The sequence below is a fragment of the Pseudomonas abietaniphila genome, assembly GCF_900100795.1.
GTDB classification, from domain to species: Bacteria; Pseudomonadota; Gammaproteobacteria; order Pseudomonadales; family Pseudomonadaceae; genus Aquipseudomonas; species Aquipseudomonas abietaniphila.
The window spans coordinates 292,641-307,272 of the sequence record NZ_FNCO01000006.1; the positions used below are offsets into that span (position 1 = coordinate 292,641).

Annotated in this window: 13 protein-coding genes; 9 read left to right on the plus strand and 4 right to left on the minus strand. The window is 59.9% G+C overall.

Going from position 1 to position 14,632, the window contains the following annotated elements; translation table 11 throughout:
- Window positions 1-270: 270 nt before the first annotated feature.
- From BLS87_RS14135 to BLS87_RS14155, 5 genes are all read left to right on the plus strand, one after another.
- The gene (locus BLS87_RS14135) at window positions 271-1,398 is read left to right on the plus strand and encodes a branched-chain amino acid ABC transporter substrate-binding protein (protein WP_074753103.1); all 1,128 of its coding nucleotides are present in this window, start codon (window positions 271-273) and stop codon (window positions 1,396-1,398) included.
- Between the two features lie 217 nt (window positions 1,399-1,615).
- Entirely contained in the window at window positions 1,616-2,542 is a 927-nt protein-coding gene (gene livH / locus BLS87_RS14140) for a high-affinity branched-chain amino acid ABC transporter permease LivH (protein ID WP_074753104.1), read from the plus strand.
- Window positions 2,539-3,801 carry a high-affinity branched-chain amino acid ABC transporter permease LivM gene (locus BLS87_RS14145; RefSeq protein ID WP_074753105.1) on the plus strand — a complete coding sequence of 421 codons (1,263 nt, stop codon included), beginning with the start codon at window positions 2,539-2,541 and terminating at the stop codon, window positions 3,799-3,801. The genes livH and BLS87_RS14145 overlap by 4 nt, the downstream gene beginning before the upstream one ends.
- Entirely contained in the window at window positions 3,801-4,568 is a 768-nt protein-coding gene (gene livG / locus BLS87_RS14150; RefSeq protein ID WP_074753106.1) for a high-affinity branched-chain amino acid ABC transporter ATP-binding protein LivG, read from the plus strand. The genes BLS87_RS14145 and livG overlap by 1 nt, the downstream gene beginning before the upstream one ends.
- On the plus strand, window positions 4,569-5,270 hold the full coding sequence (locus BLS87_RS14155; RefSeq protein ID WP_062387842.1) for an ABC transporter ATP-binding protein: 702 nt from the start codon (window positions 4,569-4,571) through the stop codon (window positions 5,268-5,270).
- 1,016 nt (window positions 5,271-6,286) lie between these two features.
- Here the strand turns inward: BLS87_RS14155 and BLS87_RS14160 are convergent.
- Window positions 6,287-7,195 carry a LysR family transcriptional regulator gene (locus BLS87_RS14160; RefSeq protein ID WP_074753107.1) on the minus strand — a complete coding sequence of 303 codons (909 nt, stop codon included), beginning with the start codon at window positions 7,193-7,195 and terminating at the stop codon, window positions 6,287-6,289.
- Window positions 7,196-7,300: 105 nt separating this feature from the next.
- On the opposite strand from BLS87_RS14160, the gene BLS87_RS14165 reads away from it, so the two are divergent.
- The 4 genes from BLS87_RS14165 (at window position 7,301) to nhaA (ending at window position 12,001) form a co-directional block, all read left to right on the plus strand.
- Window positions 7,301-7,900: a short chain dehydrogenase gene (locus BLS87_RS14165; RefSeq protein ID WP_074753108.1), complete on the plus strand. Its 600-nt coding sequence runs from the start codon at window positions 7,301-7,303 to the stop codon at window positions 7,898-7,900.
- A 63-nt stretch (window positions 7,901-7,963) separates the two neighbouring features.
- The gene (locus BLS87_RS14170; protein WP_074753109.1) at window positions 7,964-8,644 is read left to right on the plus strand and encodes a COG3650 family protein; all 681 of its coding nucleotides are present in this window, start codon (window positions 7,964-7,966) and stop codon (window positions 8,642-8,644) included.
- A 243-nt stretch (window positions 8,645-8,887) separates the two neighbouring features.
- Complete coding sequence (locus tag BLS87_RS14175; RefSeq protein ID WP_074753110.1) at window positions 8,888-10,501, plus strand: NAD(P)/FAD-dependent oxidoreductase; 1,614 nt, start codon at window positions 8,888-8,890, stop codon at window positions 10,499-10,501.
- A gap of 312 nt (window positions 10,502-10,813) precedes the next feature.
- Window positions 10,814-12,001 (plus strand): Na+/H+ antiporter NhaA, encoded by a 1,188-nt coding sequence (gene nhaA / locus BLS87_RS14180; protein WP_074753111.1) that lies wholly within the window; start codon window positions 10,814-10,816, stop codon window positions 11,999-12,001.
- 102 nt (window positions 12,002-12,103) lie between these two features.
- Here nhaA and BLS87_RS14185 read toward each other — a convergent pair whose 3' ends face one another.
- The 3 genes from BLS87_RS14185 to BLS87_RS14195 all read right to left on the minus strand — a co-directional run bounded on the left by BLS87_RS14185 (window position 12,104) and on the right by BLS87_RS14195 (window position 14,538).
- Window positions 12,104-12,568: an outer membrane lipoprotein gene (locus BLS87_RS14185; RefSeq protein ID WP_074753112.1), complete on the minus strand. Its 465-nt coding sequence runs from the start codon at window positions 12,566-12,568 to the stop codon at window positions 12,104-12,106.
- Window positions 12,569-12,747: 179 nt separating this feature from the next.
- Entirely contained in the window at window positions 12,748-13,395 is a 648-nt protein-coding gene (pdxH, locus tag BLS87_RS14190) for a pyridoxamine 5'-phosphate oxidase (protein WP_074753113.1), read from the minus strand.
- Between the two features lie 48 nt (window positions 13,396-13,443).
- Complete coding sequence (locus tag BLS87_RS14195) at window positions 13,444-14,538, minus strand: OmpA family protein (RefSeq protein ID WP_074753114.1); 1,095 nt, start codon at window positions 14,536-14,538, stop codon at window positions 13,444-13,446.
- Window positions 14,539-14,632: the final 94 nt, after the last annotated feature.

The window sequence follows — 14,632 nt, forward strand, 5'->3', positions numbered from 1 at the left end:
CCGGATTCAAGTGATTGATTGCAGAGAACTTCGCTCAGGCCGATAGATTGAACGACCCGGTTCGTCGATAGACCGGCTTGATTGTGTATCTTTCTTTCGATTAAGCGACATCAACAGGTTTTGCCCCCTGCAGCCAGCTTTTCAAGCGCTCGACCGGCGCTCTAAACTGTTCCGGTACAGTTGCTGGGGGTGTGGCCTGGGTAAATCAATCCGGTCCTGCAGCTTCTGGCCGTCAGGATTATAAAAACTACAACGCAAGAGTGGAGCATCATGACTAAGGGTATTAATCAGATTTCCAAGCTGTTTGCCGCACTGGTTCTGGCGGGGGTTGCCAGCCATTCGTTCGCAGCTGACACCATCAAGATCGGTATCGCCGGCCCTAAGACCGGTGCTGTTGCCCAATACGGCGACATGCAGTTCAGCGGTGCCAAAATGGCAATCGCTGACATCAACGCCAAAGGCGGCGTTGATGGCAAGAAACTCGAAGCCGTTGAATACGACGACGCCTGTGACCCTAAACAAGCGGTCGCGATCGCCAACAAGGTGGTCAACGACGGCGTGAAATTCGTGGTCGGTCACCTGTGCTCCAGCTCCACTCAGCCAGCGTCCGACATCTACGAAGACGAAGGCATCATCATGATCACTCCGGCTGCCACCAGCCCGGAAATCACTGCTCGCGGTTACAAAATGATCTTCCGCACCATCGGCCTGGACAGTGCACAAGGCCCGGCCGCTGCCAACTACATCGCCCAGCAGGTCAAGCCGAAGATCGTTGCGGTCATCCATGACAAACAGCAGTACGGTGAAGGCATCGCCACTGCCGTTAAACAGACCCTGGAAAAAGACGGCGTGAAAGTCGCCCTGTTCGAAGGCATCAACGCCGGCGACAAGGACTTCTCCTCGCTGATCGCCAAGATGAAACAGGCTAACGTCGATTTCGTGTACTACGGCGGCTACCACCCAGAGCTGGGTCTGATCCTGCGTCAAGCACAGGAAAAAGGCCTGAAAGCCGGCTTCATGGGTCCGGAAGGCGTGGGTAACGCTTCGATCTCGCAGATCGCTCAGGACGCGTCCGAAGGCCTGCTGGTGACCCTGCCGAAATCTTTCGACCAGGACCCGGCCAACAAGGCGCTGGTAGAGGAATTCAAAGCGAAGAAAGAAGATCCGAGCGGTCCTTTCGTGTTCCCGGCCTACGCCGCTGTTGAAGTCATCGCCGAAGGTATCAAGACCGCCAAGTCCGAAGACACCGCCAAAGTGGCAACCGCCATTCACGCCGGTACCTTCAAGACCCCTACCGGCGATCTGTCTTTCGACGCCAAGGGTGACTTGAAAGACTTCAAATTCGTCGTTTACACCTGGCACAAAGATGGCACCAAGACTGAAGCCCCTGTGAAGTAATCACACGCCCAGTATTGCCCCAAAGCCCACTGCAACCGCAGTGGGCTTTGTTTTACGAGGGGGGATGGATTTCACAAGAGTCCAGACACCTGAACATCTTGAAACCGCACCAGTGAATCACTGGGCTCGTGCCGAACGCGGACGTAGATCACGACGCGCGAGCGGGAAAAAGACTTCACCAGTGAAACACCAGGCAGGTTTTTAGGAGCACTCCGCAATGTCGATAGACCTCTATCACTTTCTTCAACAGCTGGTTAATGGCATGACCATTGGCAGCACTTACGCCTTGATTGCCATCGGCTACACCATGGTCTACGGCATCATCGGCATGATCAACTTCGCCCACGGCGAGGTGTACATGATCGGTTCGTACGTGGCGTTCATCGCCCTGGCGGGCCTGACCATGCTTGGTATGGACAACCTGCCCCTGCTGATCACGGCTGCGTTCGTCGCCAGTATCGTGGTGACCAGCGCCTATGGTTACGCCATCGAACGGGTCGCCTACCGTCCGCTGCGCGGCAGCAACCGTCTGATCCCCCTGATTTCCGCAATCGGTATGTCGATCTTCCTGCAGAACACCGTGCTGTTGTCGCAGGACTCCAAGGACAAATCGATCCCCAACCTGATCCCCGGCAACTTCGTCTTCGGCCCCGGCAGCACGCACGAAGTGGTGATCTCGTACATGCAGATCCTGATCTTCATCGTTACCCTGGTGGCGATGCTCGGTCTGACCTGGTTCATCTCCCGCTCCCGCCTGGGTCGCGCCTGCCGCGCCTGTGCCGAGGACATCAAGATGGCCAACCTGCTCGGTATCAATACCAACAACATCATCGCCCTGACCTTCGTCATCGGTGCGGCGCTGGCGGCGGTCGCTGCCGTACTGCTGAGCATGCAGTACGGCGTGATCAACCCCAACGCCGGGTTCCTCGTCGGCATCAAGGCCTTCACCGCAGCGGTACTGGGCGGTATCGGCAGTATCCCGGGCGCGATGCTCGGCGGTCTGGTGCTGGGTGTGGCTGAAGCGTTCGGTGCCGACATTTTCGGCGACCAGTACAAGGATGTGGTGGCGTTCGGTCTTCTCGTATTGGTGTTGTTGTTCCGGCCAACCGGCCTGCTCGGCCGTCCGGAGGTTGAAAAAGTATGACCAGGAATCTCAAATCGGCCCTCTTCAGCGCAGTGCTGGTACTGGCCGTCGCTTACCCGATCCTCGGGCTCAAACTGGACATCGTCGGGGTCAACCTGGCAGTCGTCGGTGCAAGCACCACCACGGTGCTGGTGATTTTCGCCGCCGCGCTGCTGATGTTCCTGCGCGTGCTGTTCAATGAGCAGATCAGCGCCATGTGGCGTTCACGCCCGCAGAAGCAGCTGGTGTCGGACAAGGCCAGCAACTTCCTGACCCTGCCATCGACGCAGCGCTGGTTCCTCGGCGCGGTCGTTGTCGCCGCCCTGGTCTGGCCGTTCTTCGGCTCCCGCGGCGCGGTGGACATTGCCACGCTGATCCTGATCTACGTGATGCTCGGCCTGGGCCTGAACATCGTGGTCGGTCTGGCGGGCCTGCTGGACCTGGGTTACGTTGGCTTTTATGCCGTCGGCGCCTACACCTACGCCCTGTTGCAGCACTACTTCGGCTTTGGTTTCTGGATCTGCCTGCCGCTGGCCGGTTTGGCGTCTGCGACCTTTGGCTTCCTGCTGGGCTTCCCGGTGTTGCGTCTGCGCGGCGACTATCTGGCCATCGTGACGCTGGGTTTCGGCGAAATCATTCGTCTGTTCCTGCGTAACCTGACCGACATCACCGGCGGCCCGAACGGCATCAGCAACATCGAAAAACCGACGCTGTTCGGCCTGAGCTTCGAGCGCAAGGCCGCCGAAGGGATGCAGACCTTCCACGAGTATTTCGGCCTGGAATACAACTCCATCAACAAGGTGATCTTCCTTTACCTGATCGCCCTGCTGCTGGCGCTGTTGGCGCTTTTCGTGATCAACCGCCTGCTGCGCATGCCGATCGGTCGCGCGTGGGAAGCCCTGCGCGAAGACGAAATTGCCTGCCGTGCACTGGGCTTGAACCCTACGGTGATCAAGCTCTCCGCGTTTACCCTCGGTGCGGCATTCGCCGGTTTCGCTGGCAGCTTCTTTGCCGCACGCCAAGGCCTGATCACCCCGGAATCGTTCACGTTCCTTGAGTCGGCGATCATCCTCGCCATCGTGGTACTGGGCGGCATGGGCTCGCAGCTGGGCGTGATTCTCGCCGCCGTGGTGATGATCCTGTTGCCTGAACTGCTCCGCGAATTCAGCGAATACCGGATGTTGGGCTTCGGCGCCTTGATGGTGCTGATGATGATCTGGCGTCCTCAGGGCTTCCTGCCAATGCAGCGTCCCGTCATGAAACTCAAAGGGGAACGCTGATGAGCCGTCCACTTCTGCAAGCCTCGGGCTTGAGCATGCGCTTCGGCGGCCTGTTGGCGGTCAACGGCGTGGGTCTGACCGTGAACGAGAAACAGGTGGTGTCGATGATCGGCCCTAACGGCGCCGGCAAGACCACCGTGTTCAACTGCCTCACGGGTTTCTACAAGCCGACGGCGGGGACCATCCTGCTCGACGGCGAACCGATTCAAGGGCTGGCCGGTCACGAGATCGCTCGCAAGGGCGTCGTGCGCACGTTCCAGAACGTGCGTCTGTTCAAGGAAATGACCGCCGTCGAGAACCTGCTGGTCGCCCAGCACCGTCACCTCAACACCAACTTCCTGTCCGGTTTGTTCAAGACCCCGTCGTATCGCAAGAGCGAACGCGAGGCCATGGAGTACGCCGAGCACTGGCTCGAAGCGGTTGACCTCAAAGCCTTCGCCAACCGCCCTGCCGGTACGCTGGCCTACGGTCAGCAGCGTCGCCTGGAAATCGCCCGCTGTATGATGACCCGTCCGCGCATCCTGATGCTCGACGAACCGGCTGCCGGTCTGAACCCCAAGGAAACCGAAGACCTGAAGGCACTGATTGGCGTATTGCGTAACGAGCACAACGCCACCGTGTTGCTGATCGAGCACGACATGAAGCTGGTCATGAGCATTTCCGACCACATCGTGGTGATCAACCAGGGCACGCCTCTGGCCGACGGCACGCCCGAGCAGATCCGTGACAATCCTGAAGTGATCAAAGCCTACCTGGGGGAAGCGTAAATGCTGCAGTTCGACAACGTTTCCACCTTCTACGGCAAGATCCAGGCGCTGCACGGCGTCAGCATCGATGTGCAACAGGGTGAGATCGTGACCCTGATCGGCGCCAACGGTGCCGGCAAGTCCACCCTGCTGATGACCCTCTGCGGTTCGCCGCGCGCGCACAGCGGCAGCATCCGTTACATGGGTGAAGAACTGGTGGGCCTGGAGTCGTCGGTGATCATGCGCAAGAGCATCGCGGTGGTGCCGGAAGGCCGTCGCGTGTTCGCCCGCCTGACCGTGGAGGAGAACCTGGCCATGGGAGGGTTCTTCACCGATAAAGGCGATTATCAGGAACAGATGGACAAGGTCCTGGCCTTGTTCCCGCGCCTGAAAGAGCGCTTCAACCAGCGCGGCGGCACCATGTCCGGCGGCGAACAGCAAATGCTCGCCATCGGTCGCGCACTGATGAGCAAGCCCAAGCTGCTGTTGCTCGACGAGCCGTCGCTGGGTCTGGCGCCGATCATCATTCAGCAGATTTTCGAGATTGTCGAACAGCTGCGTCGTGATGGTGTGACGGTGTTTTTGGTTGAGCAGAATGCCAACCAGGCGCTGAAGATTGCTGACCGTGCGTATGTTCTGGAGAACGGCCGGGTGGTGATGCAGGGTTCGGGGGCTGAGTTGCTGGTTGATCCAAAAGTGCGGGATGCGTATTTGGGGGGGTGATTCCCCTGCTCTCTGGCGTTTTGGAAGATCGTGGAAAGGCCCCTTTTTTGGGGCCTTTTTTATTGGGGGTTGGGATTGGGATTGGGATTGGGATTGGGGGTATATCCATTTCTGCGGTAACGGCGGCTTAGGGTTCCGCTCTTACAGCGGGTCACTTTTGAAAAGGCACCAAAAGTAACCAAAAGTGCCCTGCTCCTGGTTGGGTCCGACTTCGTCGGATTCCCGCACTCCGACGACGCTCCGTGGGCCCGCCGCCATCCGCCATCCATGGCGGGGGGCGGCTCTCGCGGCATCCATGCCGCTCGGCCCACTCCGTGTCGTCTACGTTTGGCCTGCACCCAAGTCGCGTTGGGCGGTGTCTGGACTGGCGAGGCAGGAAGATCAAAAGCAAAGGGATTTTGATCTTCCCACGCGGAGCGTACGAAGCAAGCGTTGCGAATAACCGGTCTGCTTTTGATTCTGGCCGGAGGCCGTAGGAGCGCGCTTGCCCGCGATCTGCCGCGCAGCGGTAGCGAAACCAAGCGACTCGGTTGTACCTGATACACCGCATGCACCGGGTTTGCTGCCGGTTCCCGGCAGATCGCGGGCAAGCGCGCTCCTACGCCTTCGGCAGAATCAAAAGCACAGCGGATATCCATGACACTTGTTTTGCGGCTGCCTTTGCTTTTGATTTTCCTGCCTCGTCAGTCCAGACACCACAAAACGCGACTTGGGTGCAGGCCAAACGTAGACGACGCGGAGTGGGTCGAGCGGCATGGATGCCGCGAGAGCGCCGTCAGGACATGGATGTCCGTTCGGCGCGGGCCCACGGAGCGTCGTCGGAGTGCGGGAATCCGACGAAGTCGGACCCAACCAGGAGCAAAGCGTTTTTGGTTACTGTTGGCTGGGCCGGCATTCCGGGCGCTTTTGCCAAAAGTGACCCGCTGTAAGAGCGGAACCCTAAGCAGCCGTTACCGCAGCAACGGATATACACCCAGAACCAAACCCCTATCCCCATAAAAACCTCGTTCGGACATTCAAAGCCTCTCCAACGCCGCCGTACTCCGCTCAAACCACTGCGTCAGGTAATCAGCCATCACCTGAATCCTTCTCGGCAGATGCCCTTCGAACGGATGCACCAGATACAACGACGAAACCGGCGTCTGATAATCCCGGAGCAACCACACCAACCGCCCCTGATCCAGTTCGTTATGCACCATATAGGACGGCAACCGCGCAATCCCCGCGCCTACCAGCGCAGCCCTCTTCAGCAGACCGTAGTGATTGCTGGCAAACGTGCCCCGCACCTTCACCCTCGTCACTTCGTGATTCTGGTGGTAGCCCCACGTTTCACGACCGGCGTAGTGACTGTTCAACAGACAGCGATGCACTCGCAGCTCATCCGGCGTCTGCGGCGCGCCGTGCTGGGCGATGTAGTCGGGGCTCGCGCACGTCAGCTCCTGCAACGACAACAGCGGCTTCGCCACCAGCCGCTCATCAATTCCCACACTGGAGCGAATACCCAGATCGAACCCGTCGCGGCGCATGTCGCGGAACTGGTTGTTCAGGTCCAGTTCCACCTGCACATCGGGATAGGTTGTCGAAAACTCTGTCAGCAGCCCCTCGAAAAACGTCTCGCCCAATGACACTGGTACCGTCAGGCGCACCGTGCCCACCAGGCTCTCGCTGAGGTACGCCATGGCGTCTCGCACCCGATCCCGTTGGGCCAGCAGCGCACGGGCTTCAGGCAGCAGAATCGCCCCGGCCGAGGTCAGGGTCAGGCTGCGTGTGGTGCGGTGCAGCAGCGTCACGCCGTAACTTTTTTCCAGCTTGCTGATGCGTTTGGACAGTTGGCTGGTACTGGTGTCCAGCCATTGCGCGGCCAGGGTGAAGCTGTTGGCTTCCACCAGCATGGCAAACGCCGCGAGGTCGTCCATTTCACTCATGATTGTTTCCTTTCTGACAAACCGGGATTGCCGTTTGGCCCATTTATCTGTGGGAAAAGGCGGTAGAGACTGAACGCCTGATCCACTGACGAGAAGGACTGCAACGTGAAGATTCTATTGATTGGCGCTGGCGGAACCATCGGCTCAGCGATCGAGAAGGAATTGGCGCCACGCCATGACATCGTTCGCATTGGCCGTAACAGCGGTGACGAGCATGTCGATATTAGTGACAGCGCATCAATCCGCAAACTGTTCGAACGGACAGGTCCTTTTGACGCATTGATCTGCGCAGCAGGCAACGTCACGTTCGCCCCTTTGGACGAGATGACCGAGGAATCCTTTGGCCTGGGCCTGCGTGACAAACTGATGGGGCAGGTCAACCTGCTGCTGATCGGTCGCGAGTTCGCCAATGACGGCGCCTCGTTCACCTTCACCACCGGCATTACCAGCCACGACCCGATCCGGACCGGCGCCTCCGCCAGCCTGGTCAATGGCGCCATCGACGCCTTTGTGTGTGCTGCCGCCATCGAGATGCCGCGCGGGATGCGGGTCAACTCGGTGAGCCCGAACGTACTGGTCGAAGCGATGGGCAGCTACGCGCCTTACTTCCGCGGCTTTAAACCCGTGTCGGGCGCCGATGTGGCGCTGGCCTATGCGAAAAGCGTTGAGGGGCTGCAAACCGGACAGACCTATCACGTCGGTTAATCGCCTCTTGTGATGAGCGAGCAGCCTGAGTAACGTGGCGGCACTTGTCTGGAGACCCGCCACATGTTCGCTGCTCGTTCCGTCCTGATGTTCGCCTTGCTGCCAGTGTTCGCCGGCTGCCAACTGCTCCCTTCGCCCTCCTCCGACAGCACAGTCTCCACGGCCGGGATGCTGCGCATGCAGGGCACGCTCAGCGGCGACGGCGGCAAGCTGTTCTTTCAGCCGTGCAGCGAGCAACGCCGCTACGCGGTGACCGACAAAGGCAATACCGGCATCCTGCAGGAAGCCGCTTCGGTGGTGGACAAAAGCGGCAAGGCGTTCGCTGATGTGCGCGGCAACTTCGTCGCCAGCAAGGCGCAAGGCAGCGACGGTCAGGCTGACGTCTATCAGCTGTACCGCGTCGAGCGTCCGGGCAATGCCTGTGAAGACCCCAATTTCAAGCGCCTGACCATTCATGCCAGCGGCAACGGTCCGAAATGGAACCTCAATGCCAGCGGCAAAGGCATGGTGCTGGAACGTGAAGGCCAAGACGAATTTGCGGTGCCTTATATGGAGGAGCAGATGCCCGAAGGCCGTTTCAACCTGATCACCGACGCCAATGATCAGCATGTCGAGCTGTACGTTGCCCCGCAGCGTTGCGTCGATACGGTGAACGGTTCTGTGCAGCATCTGACGGCCGAGCTGCGCGTCAACGGCAAGGTACAGCGCGGGTGTGCGTATTTCGGGGCGATGCGCAACGATTAATAGTCCACGTCTCTTGAAGGAGCGCGCTTGTCCGCGATCAGAGTATGTCTGCACGCGAATCGTCGAGGGCATAGCGTGATCGCGGGCAAGCAAGCGCCGACGTTCGGACTTGCGCACGCCTGAACGGGCGATGTGTTGCTTACGTCGTCGCTCCGGTCAACGCTCACCTTGCAATCTGGCTTATAATCGCCGGTTCTTGTAGCGCTGCCGGGCCGACCCTGCGGCCCGAAACCGGACTTTTCAATGTTACGAATCACCGAACTCAAACTGCCGCTCGACCATGCGGATGACGCACTGCGCCCTGCGCTCGTGCAACGCCTGGGCATCGACAGCGACGAGCTGCTGGATTTCACCCTGTTCAAGCGCAGCTACGATGCGCGCAAGAAATCCACCGAACTGCAGTTCATCTACACCATCGATTTTCAGGTTCGCGACGAAGCGGCCCTGCTCAAGCGCCTGAGCCACGACAAGCACGTCACGGCCGCGCCCGACGTCAGCTACAAAGTCGTCGGTCATGCGCCAGCGGACCTCAACGAACGCCCGCTGGTGGTCGGTTTCGGCCCTTGCGGCATCTTCGCCGGGCTGTTGCTGGCCCAGATGGGTTTCAAGCCGATCATTCTTGAGCGTGGCAAAGAGGTCCGTCAGCGGACCAAGGACACCTGGGGCCTGTGGCGTAAAAACATCCTCAACCCCGAGTCCAACGTGCAGTTCGGCGAAGGCGGCGCAGGCACCTTCTCCGACGGCAAGCTCTACAGCCAGATCAAGGACCCGCAATTTCACGGTCGCAAGGTGCTGCACGAGTTCGTCAAGGCCGGTGCGCCGGAAGAAATTCTCTACGTCAGCAAACCGCACATCGGCACGTTCCGCCTGACCGGCGTCGTGGAAAACATGCGTCAGCAGATCGAAGCACTGGGTGGCGAAGTGCGTTTCGAACAACGCGTAACTGATGTGCTGATCGAGGATGGTCAGTTGCAGGGCGTGGTGCTCGACAGCGGCGAGCGTATTGATTCGCGGCACGTGATCCTCGCGCTGGGCCACAGTGCCCGCGACACGTTCCGCATGCTCCACGGCCGTGGTGTGTACATGGAAGCCAAGCCGTTTTCGGTGGGTTTCCGCATCGAGCACCCGCAAGGTCTGATCGACCGCGCGCGCCTGGGCAAATACGCCGGCCACCCGAAACTCGGGGCCGCGGATTACAAACTGGTGCACCACGCCAAAAACGGTCGCTCGGTGTACAGCTTCTGCATGTGCCCAGGCGGCACCGTGGTCGCGGCCACCAGCGAACCGAACCGCGTCGTCACCAACGGCATGAGCCAATATTCGCGTAACGAGCGCAATGCCAACTCGGGCATCGTGGTCGGTATCACGCCTGACGAAGACTATCCGGGCAGCCCGCTGGCGGGTATCGAACTGCAGGAACGTCTGGAGTCCCACGCCTACATCATGGGCGGCGAGAGCTACGAGGCGCCCGCGCAACTGGTGGGTGATTTCATTGCTGGCAAGGCATCGACCGAACTGGGCAGCGTCGAGCCGTCCTACAAGCCCGGCGTGAAACTCACCGACCTGGCCGACGCCCTGCCCGCCTTCGCCATCGAAGCCATTCGTGAAGCGTTGCCGGCGTTCGACAAGCAGATCAAAGGTTTCTCGCAGCACGACGCCGTCCTGACAGGTATCGAGACCCGCACCTCTTCGCCGCTGCGCATCACCCGTGGCGCGGACATGCAGAGCCTCAACGTCAAAGGACTGTTCCCGGCCGGTGAAGGCGCCGGTTATGCAGGCGGCATCCTGTCGGCGGGTGTCGACGGGATTCGAATTGCCGAGGCACTGGCGAAAAGCATGTTGGGAATCACCGGCTAACCGACGAAATCGATGATTCCTGTGGGAGCGAATTCATTCGCGATACGGTACGACGGCCGGTGACTGACTGCTGGCTGAACTGACGTCTCGAGAATGAACCTGCTCCCACCGTTGTTTCTGATGCTCGCAAGGAAAATTCCTACAGCCTGCGCAGAATAAGCCCTGTAGCACTCTGTAACTAATTTATAGGATTCTTTGTATACAGTTACCGCTCGACTTTTTAATAACCAAATCGAATATAACTTTTGTTTTCAGAAATAAGCCGACGGGTTAGGGTGTCGCTCCTTTTGCGCATGTCCATGGAGAGTGACCTTGCCCGTACGCAATACATTCAAACGCTTTTTCCAGCTCGAGGCGGCTGGCGGTCTGTTGTTGATCGCTGCTGCCGCCCTTGCCCTGGTCATCAATAACTCACCCCTGTCCTGGCTGTACAACGGCCTGCTTGATGTGCCCGTGGTGGCACAAATTGGCGCCTTGAAAATTGCCAAACCGTTGCTGCTCTGGATCAATGACGGCCTGATGGCACTGTTCTTTCTGCTTATCGGCCTGGAGGTCAAGCGCGAAGTGCTTCAAGGGCATCTGTCCCGCCCTTCGCAGATCGTCCTGCCCGGCGCTGCCGCGATCGGTGGAATGGTGATCCCTGCCCTGTTTTTCTGGGCGTTGAACAAAGACAACCCCGCCGCCATGAGCGGCTGGGCCATTCCGATGGCGACAGATATCGCCTTCGCGTTGGGCGTGCTCGCCTTGCTCGGCAAACGTGTCCCCGTGTCGCTCAAGCTGTTCTTGATGACGCTGGCGATCATCGACGACCTCGGTGCGATCATCGTGATTGCCCTGTTCTACTCGGGTGAGCTGTCTAATCTGTCGCTGGCCATCGCGGCCGCTTCGCTCATCGCACTGATCAGCATGAACCGGCTGGGCGTGGTGAAGCTGGCGCCTTACCTGCTCGTGGGTCTGGTGCTGTGGGTATGTGTGCTCAAGAGCGGCGTGCACGCCACGCTGGCGGGCGTCATCCTCGCCTTCTGCATTCCACTGAAAACCCCAAAGGATGTGCCCGCGCCACTGCAGCAGTTGGAGCATGCGCTGCATCCGTGGGTGGCCTACGCGATCCTGCCCCTGTTTGCGTTCGCCAACGCAGGCGTTTCACTGGCGGGTGTTAGCCTTGAAAGCTTCACTCATCCCGTGCCGATGGGCATCGCGCTGGGGCTGTTGATGGGCAAGATGCTGGGCGTTTTCGGGCTCACATGGCTGGCGGTCAAGGCAGGATTGGCCGCGCTGCCCGCAGGCGCCAACTGGGGTCAGGTGCTGGGCGTCTCGATATTGTGCGGAATCGGCTTCACCATGAGCCTGTTCGTTGGCTCACTGGCGTTCGTCCCGGGACAGAGCGAATTTGCCGGGATGGACCGAATGGGCATTTTGACCGGTTCGATACTGGCCGCTCTGATCGGTTACGCGATCACGGCGGTCTCCAGTCCCCGCTCTACCCACCCGCACATCTGACCGAATTGCAGCGGTAAGCAGAAACAAAAACGCCCCGACACATCGGGGCGTTTTTGTGTAAGCAGGTATTACATCAACCTGCTTCGGGCCAAACGGCGTCGCTTAGTGGGACACGCGGCTGGTGCCGTTGACGGTCATGATGCGCACACGCTCGCCCACGCGGAAGATCTCGTTTTCCTGAACTTCCTGTACGTAGGCACGCATGGTGCCGTCGTCTTCACGCACGGTGATCTCGACACCCTGCGCGCGGGTCAAACCGCCTTCGGCCGCCGAGCCCAGCAAACCGCCAGCGACTGCACCGATGACTGCGGTGACGATGCTGCCACGGCCGCCACCAATGGCGCTACCACCCACACCACCGACGATCGCACCGGCGCCCGCACCAATCGGGGTTTTGGTGCCTTCAATCTTCACCGGGCGCAGCGATTCGATCGTACCCAGGCGCACGGTCTGCACTTGGCGAGCTTCATCGCGCGAGTACGAGTCGCCAGTCAGGCTCGAGGTACAGCCGCCCAAGGTCAGCGCCATGGCGGTGAACGAAGCAGCCAACAGAACAGACTTACGCATAACATTTGCCTCCAGGGGAACAGGTAGCCATTAGACTCCGCGACGCCAATCGATGTCACGGTCCTGCACCGATAATTTACGTTTATTCAGGCGCTATACAGAAAGTCGCCGGCGTCTACGAGTATGGACGACGACCCACTGGATAGATTCAAAGAATTGTTGTGTGTGCCGCCGAAGCGCTATGGCGCGAGACGCTCTCGCGTCCACTGCCCATCGACCAGACGGTAATTCAAGCGATCATGCAGACGGCTTGGACGACCCTGCCAGAACTCGATGCGATCGGGGACCAGACGATAGCCGCCCCAATGCTCGGGGCAGTCAGGTTGGGTGTCGCTGAAGCGTGCTTCGGTGGCCTTGAGCAGCCCTTCAAGCGCCTCACGATCCGCGATGACCTGGCTCTGCGGCGATGCCCAGGCACCGAGGCGGCTGCCGAGTGGCCGGACCTGGAAATAGGCGTCGGACTCTTCGTGAGAGACCTTCATGACCCGCCCTTCGATGCGCACCTGACGCTCGAGCGTCGGCCAGAAGAAGGTCATGGCGGCAAAGGGGCGTGCAGCCAGCTGCTGCCCTTTGGCACTGTCGTAGTTGGTGAAGAAGGTAAAACCCTGGGTGTCGAGGCCCTTGAGCAGAAGGACCCGGCAGTGTGGGCGACCGTCACCATCGACAGTCGCCAGCGTCATCGCGTTGGCTTCAACCGGCGCCTGCTCGGTCTTCACCGCCTCGCCAAACCATTGGTGGAACAACGCAAAAGGTTCTTCCGGCGCCTGCGACTCGGTCAAACCTTCGCGGGCGTAGTTGCGACGCATATCAGCCAGACGCTGGCTCATCACTGCCTTCCTTTATCGAAATCCGTGAGCGGGATAGCGATATTACCCTCAGTTGCTGCTGGCTTGCGCGTTGGCTGCAGGTTTCTTGGCGGCGGCTTTGGCGGGCGCTGCCTTGGCCTTGGTGGGCGCTGCTTTTTTCGCCGGGGCCTTCTTGGCCGTGGACGCCTTGGCCGGTGCGGCTTTCTTGGCAGGTGCTGCGGATTTGGCTGGCGCTGCCTTGGTGGCCGGGGCCGGTGCGACTACCGGTGCAGCTTGCTTCACGGCGACCATGGTCGGAGCAGGCGCCGGCGTCATGTTGTACTTGGCCATCAGCGCCACCATCGTGTCCTGTGGCGTCATGATGATTTCCACACGGCGGTTCAAGGCTCGACCGGCCGCGCTGTCATCCGCCGCACGTGGCATGACGTTACCCAGGCCGCGCAGGTTCAGGCGATTACGTTCCAGGCCGCTCAGGCGGAAGATGGCGGCGACGGACTGCGCGCGCTGCTGGCTGATCTTCAGGTTCGCATCGCTGGCGACGTCGCTGTGGCCCAACACCAGCACCGCGGACTTCTGATCGCCTTCCACGAGCTTGGCCATGCGGGTAATAGGCCCGAGATTGACGGGCAGCAGCATTTCCGGACGATCCGGGTTGAAGGTGCTGTCAACCGGGGCCGTCACAACCAGTACGTCTTCACGGCGCTCGAGTTCGAACTTGCTGTCCTTGATGGCTTCACGCACGCGTGGCTCGTATTGGTCGAGCCAGGCCTGGGTGACCTTCGGGTCGACCTTTGGCACGGCGGGTGCGGCATCTTTTTTGGCTTCGCTGCCGCCGAACGGCCACCACCACTTGTTGCCATCATCGGCTTTTGCCACGGCAGGCTTGGCGGCAGGCTGGGTCGCCGCGAGTTCGGGTTTCTTCTCGGTCGCGCCGTGGTCAGAACCGAATGGCCAGTACCAGTGAGTGCCGCTCTCGGCTTCTGTTTTTGCGACTTCTGCGGCAGCAGGGCTGGCGGCAGGTTTTACCGGGGCAGCAGCGTCAGTACTTTTTCCGGAGCCGAATGACCACCAGTGGTCATTGCTGGCTGACGAGTCCTGGGGAGTCTGTGCGCAACCGGTAACGGCAATACACAGTGCAAATGCGAGGCTTTTGTTGGCAGACATGGGTGACCCACACAAATAATTGATCAGAAAATGAACGAAGCAGCGCCCATATAACACGCATAAACGCTGAGTTGGAAAAAGAAACCGCCCTACG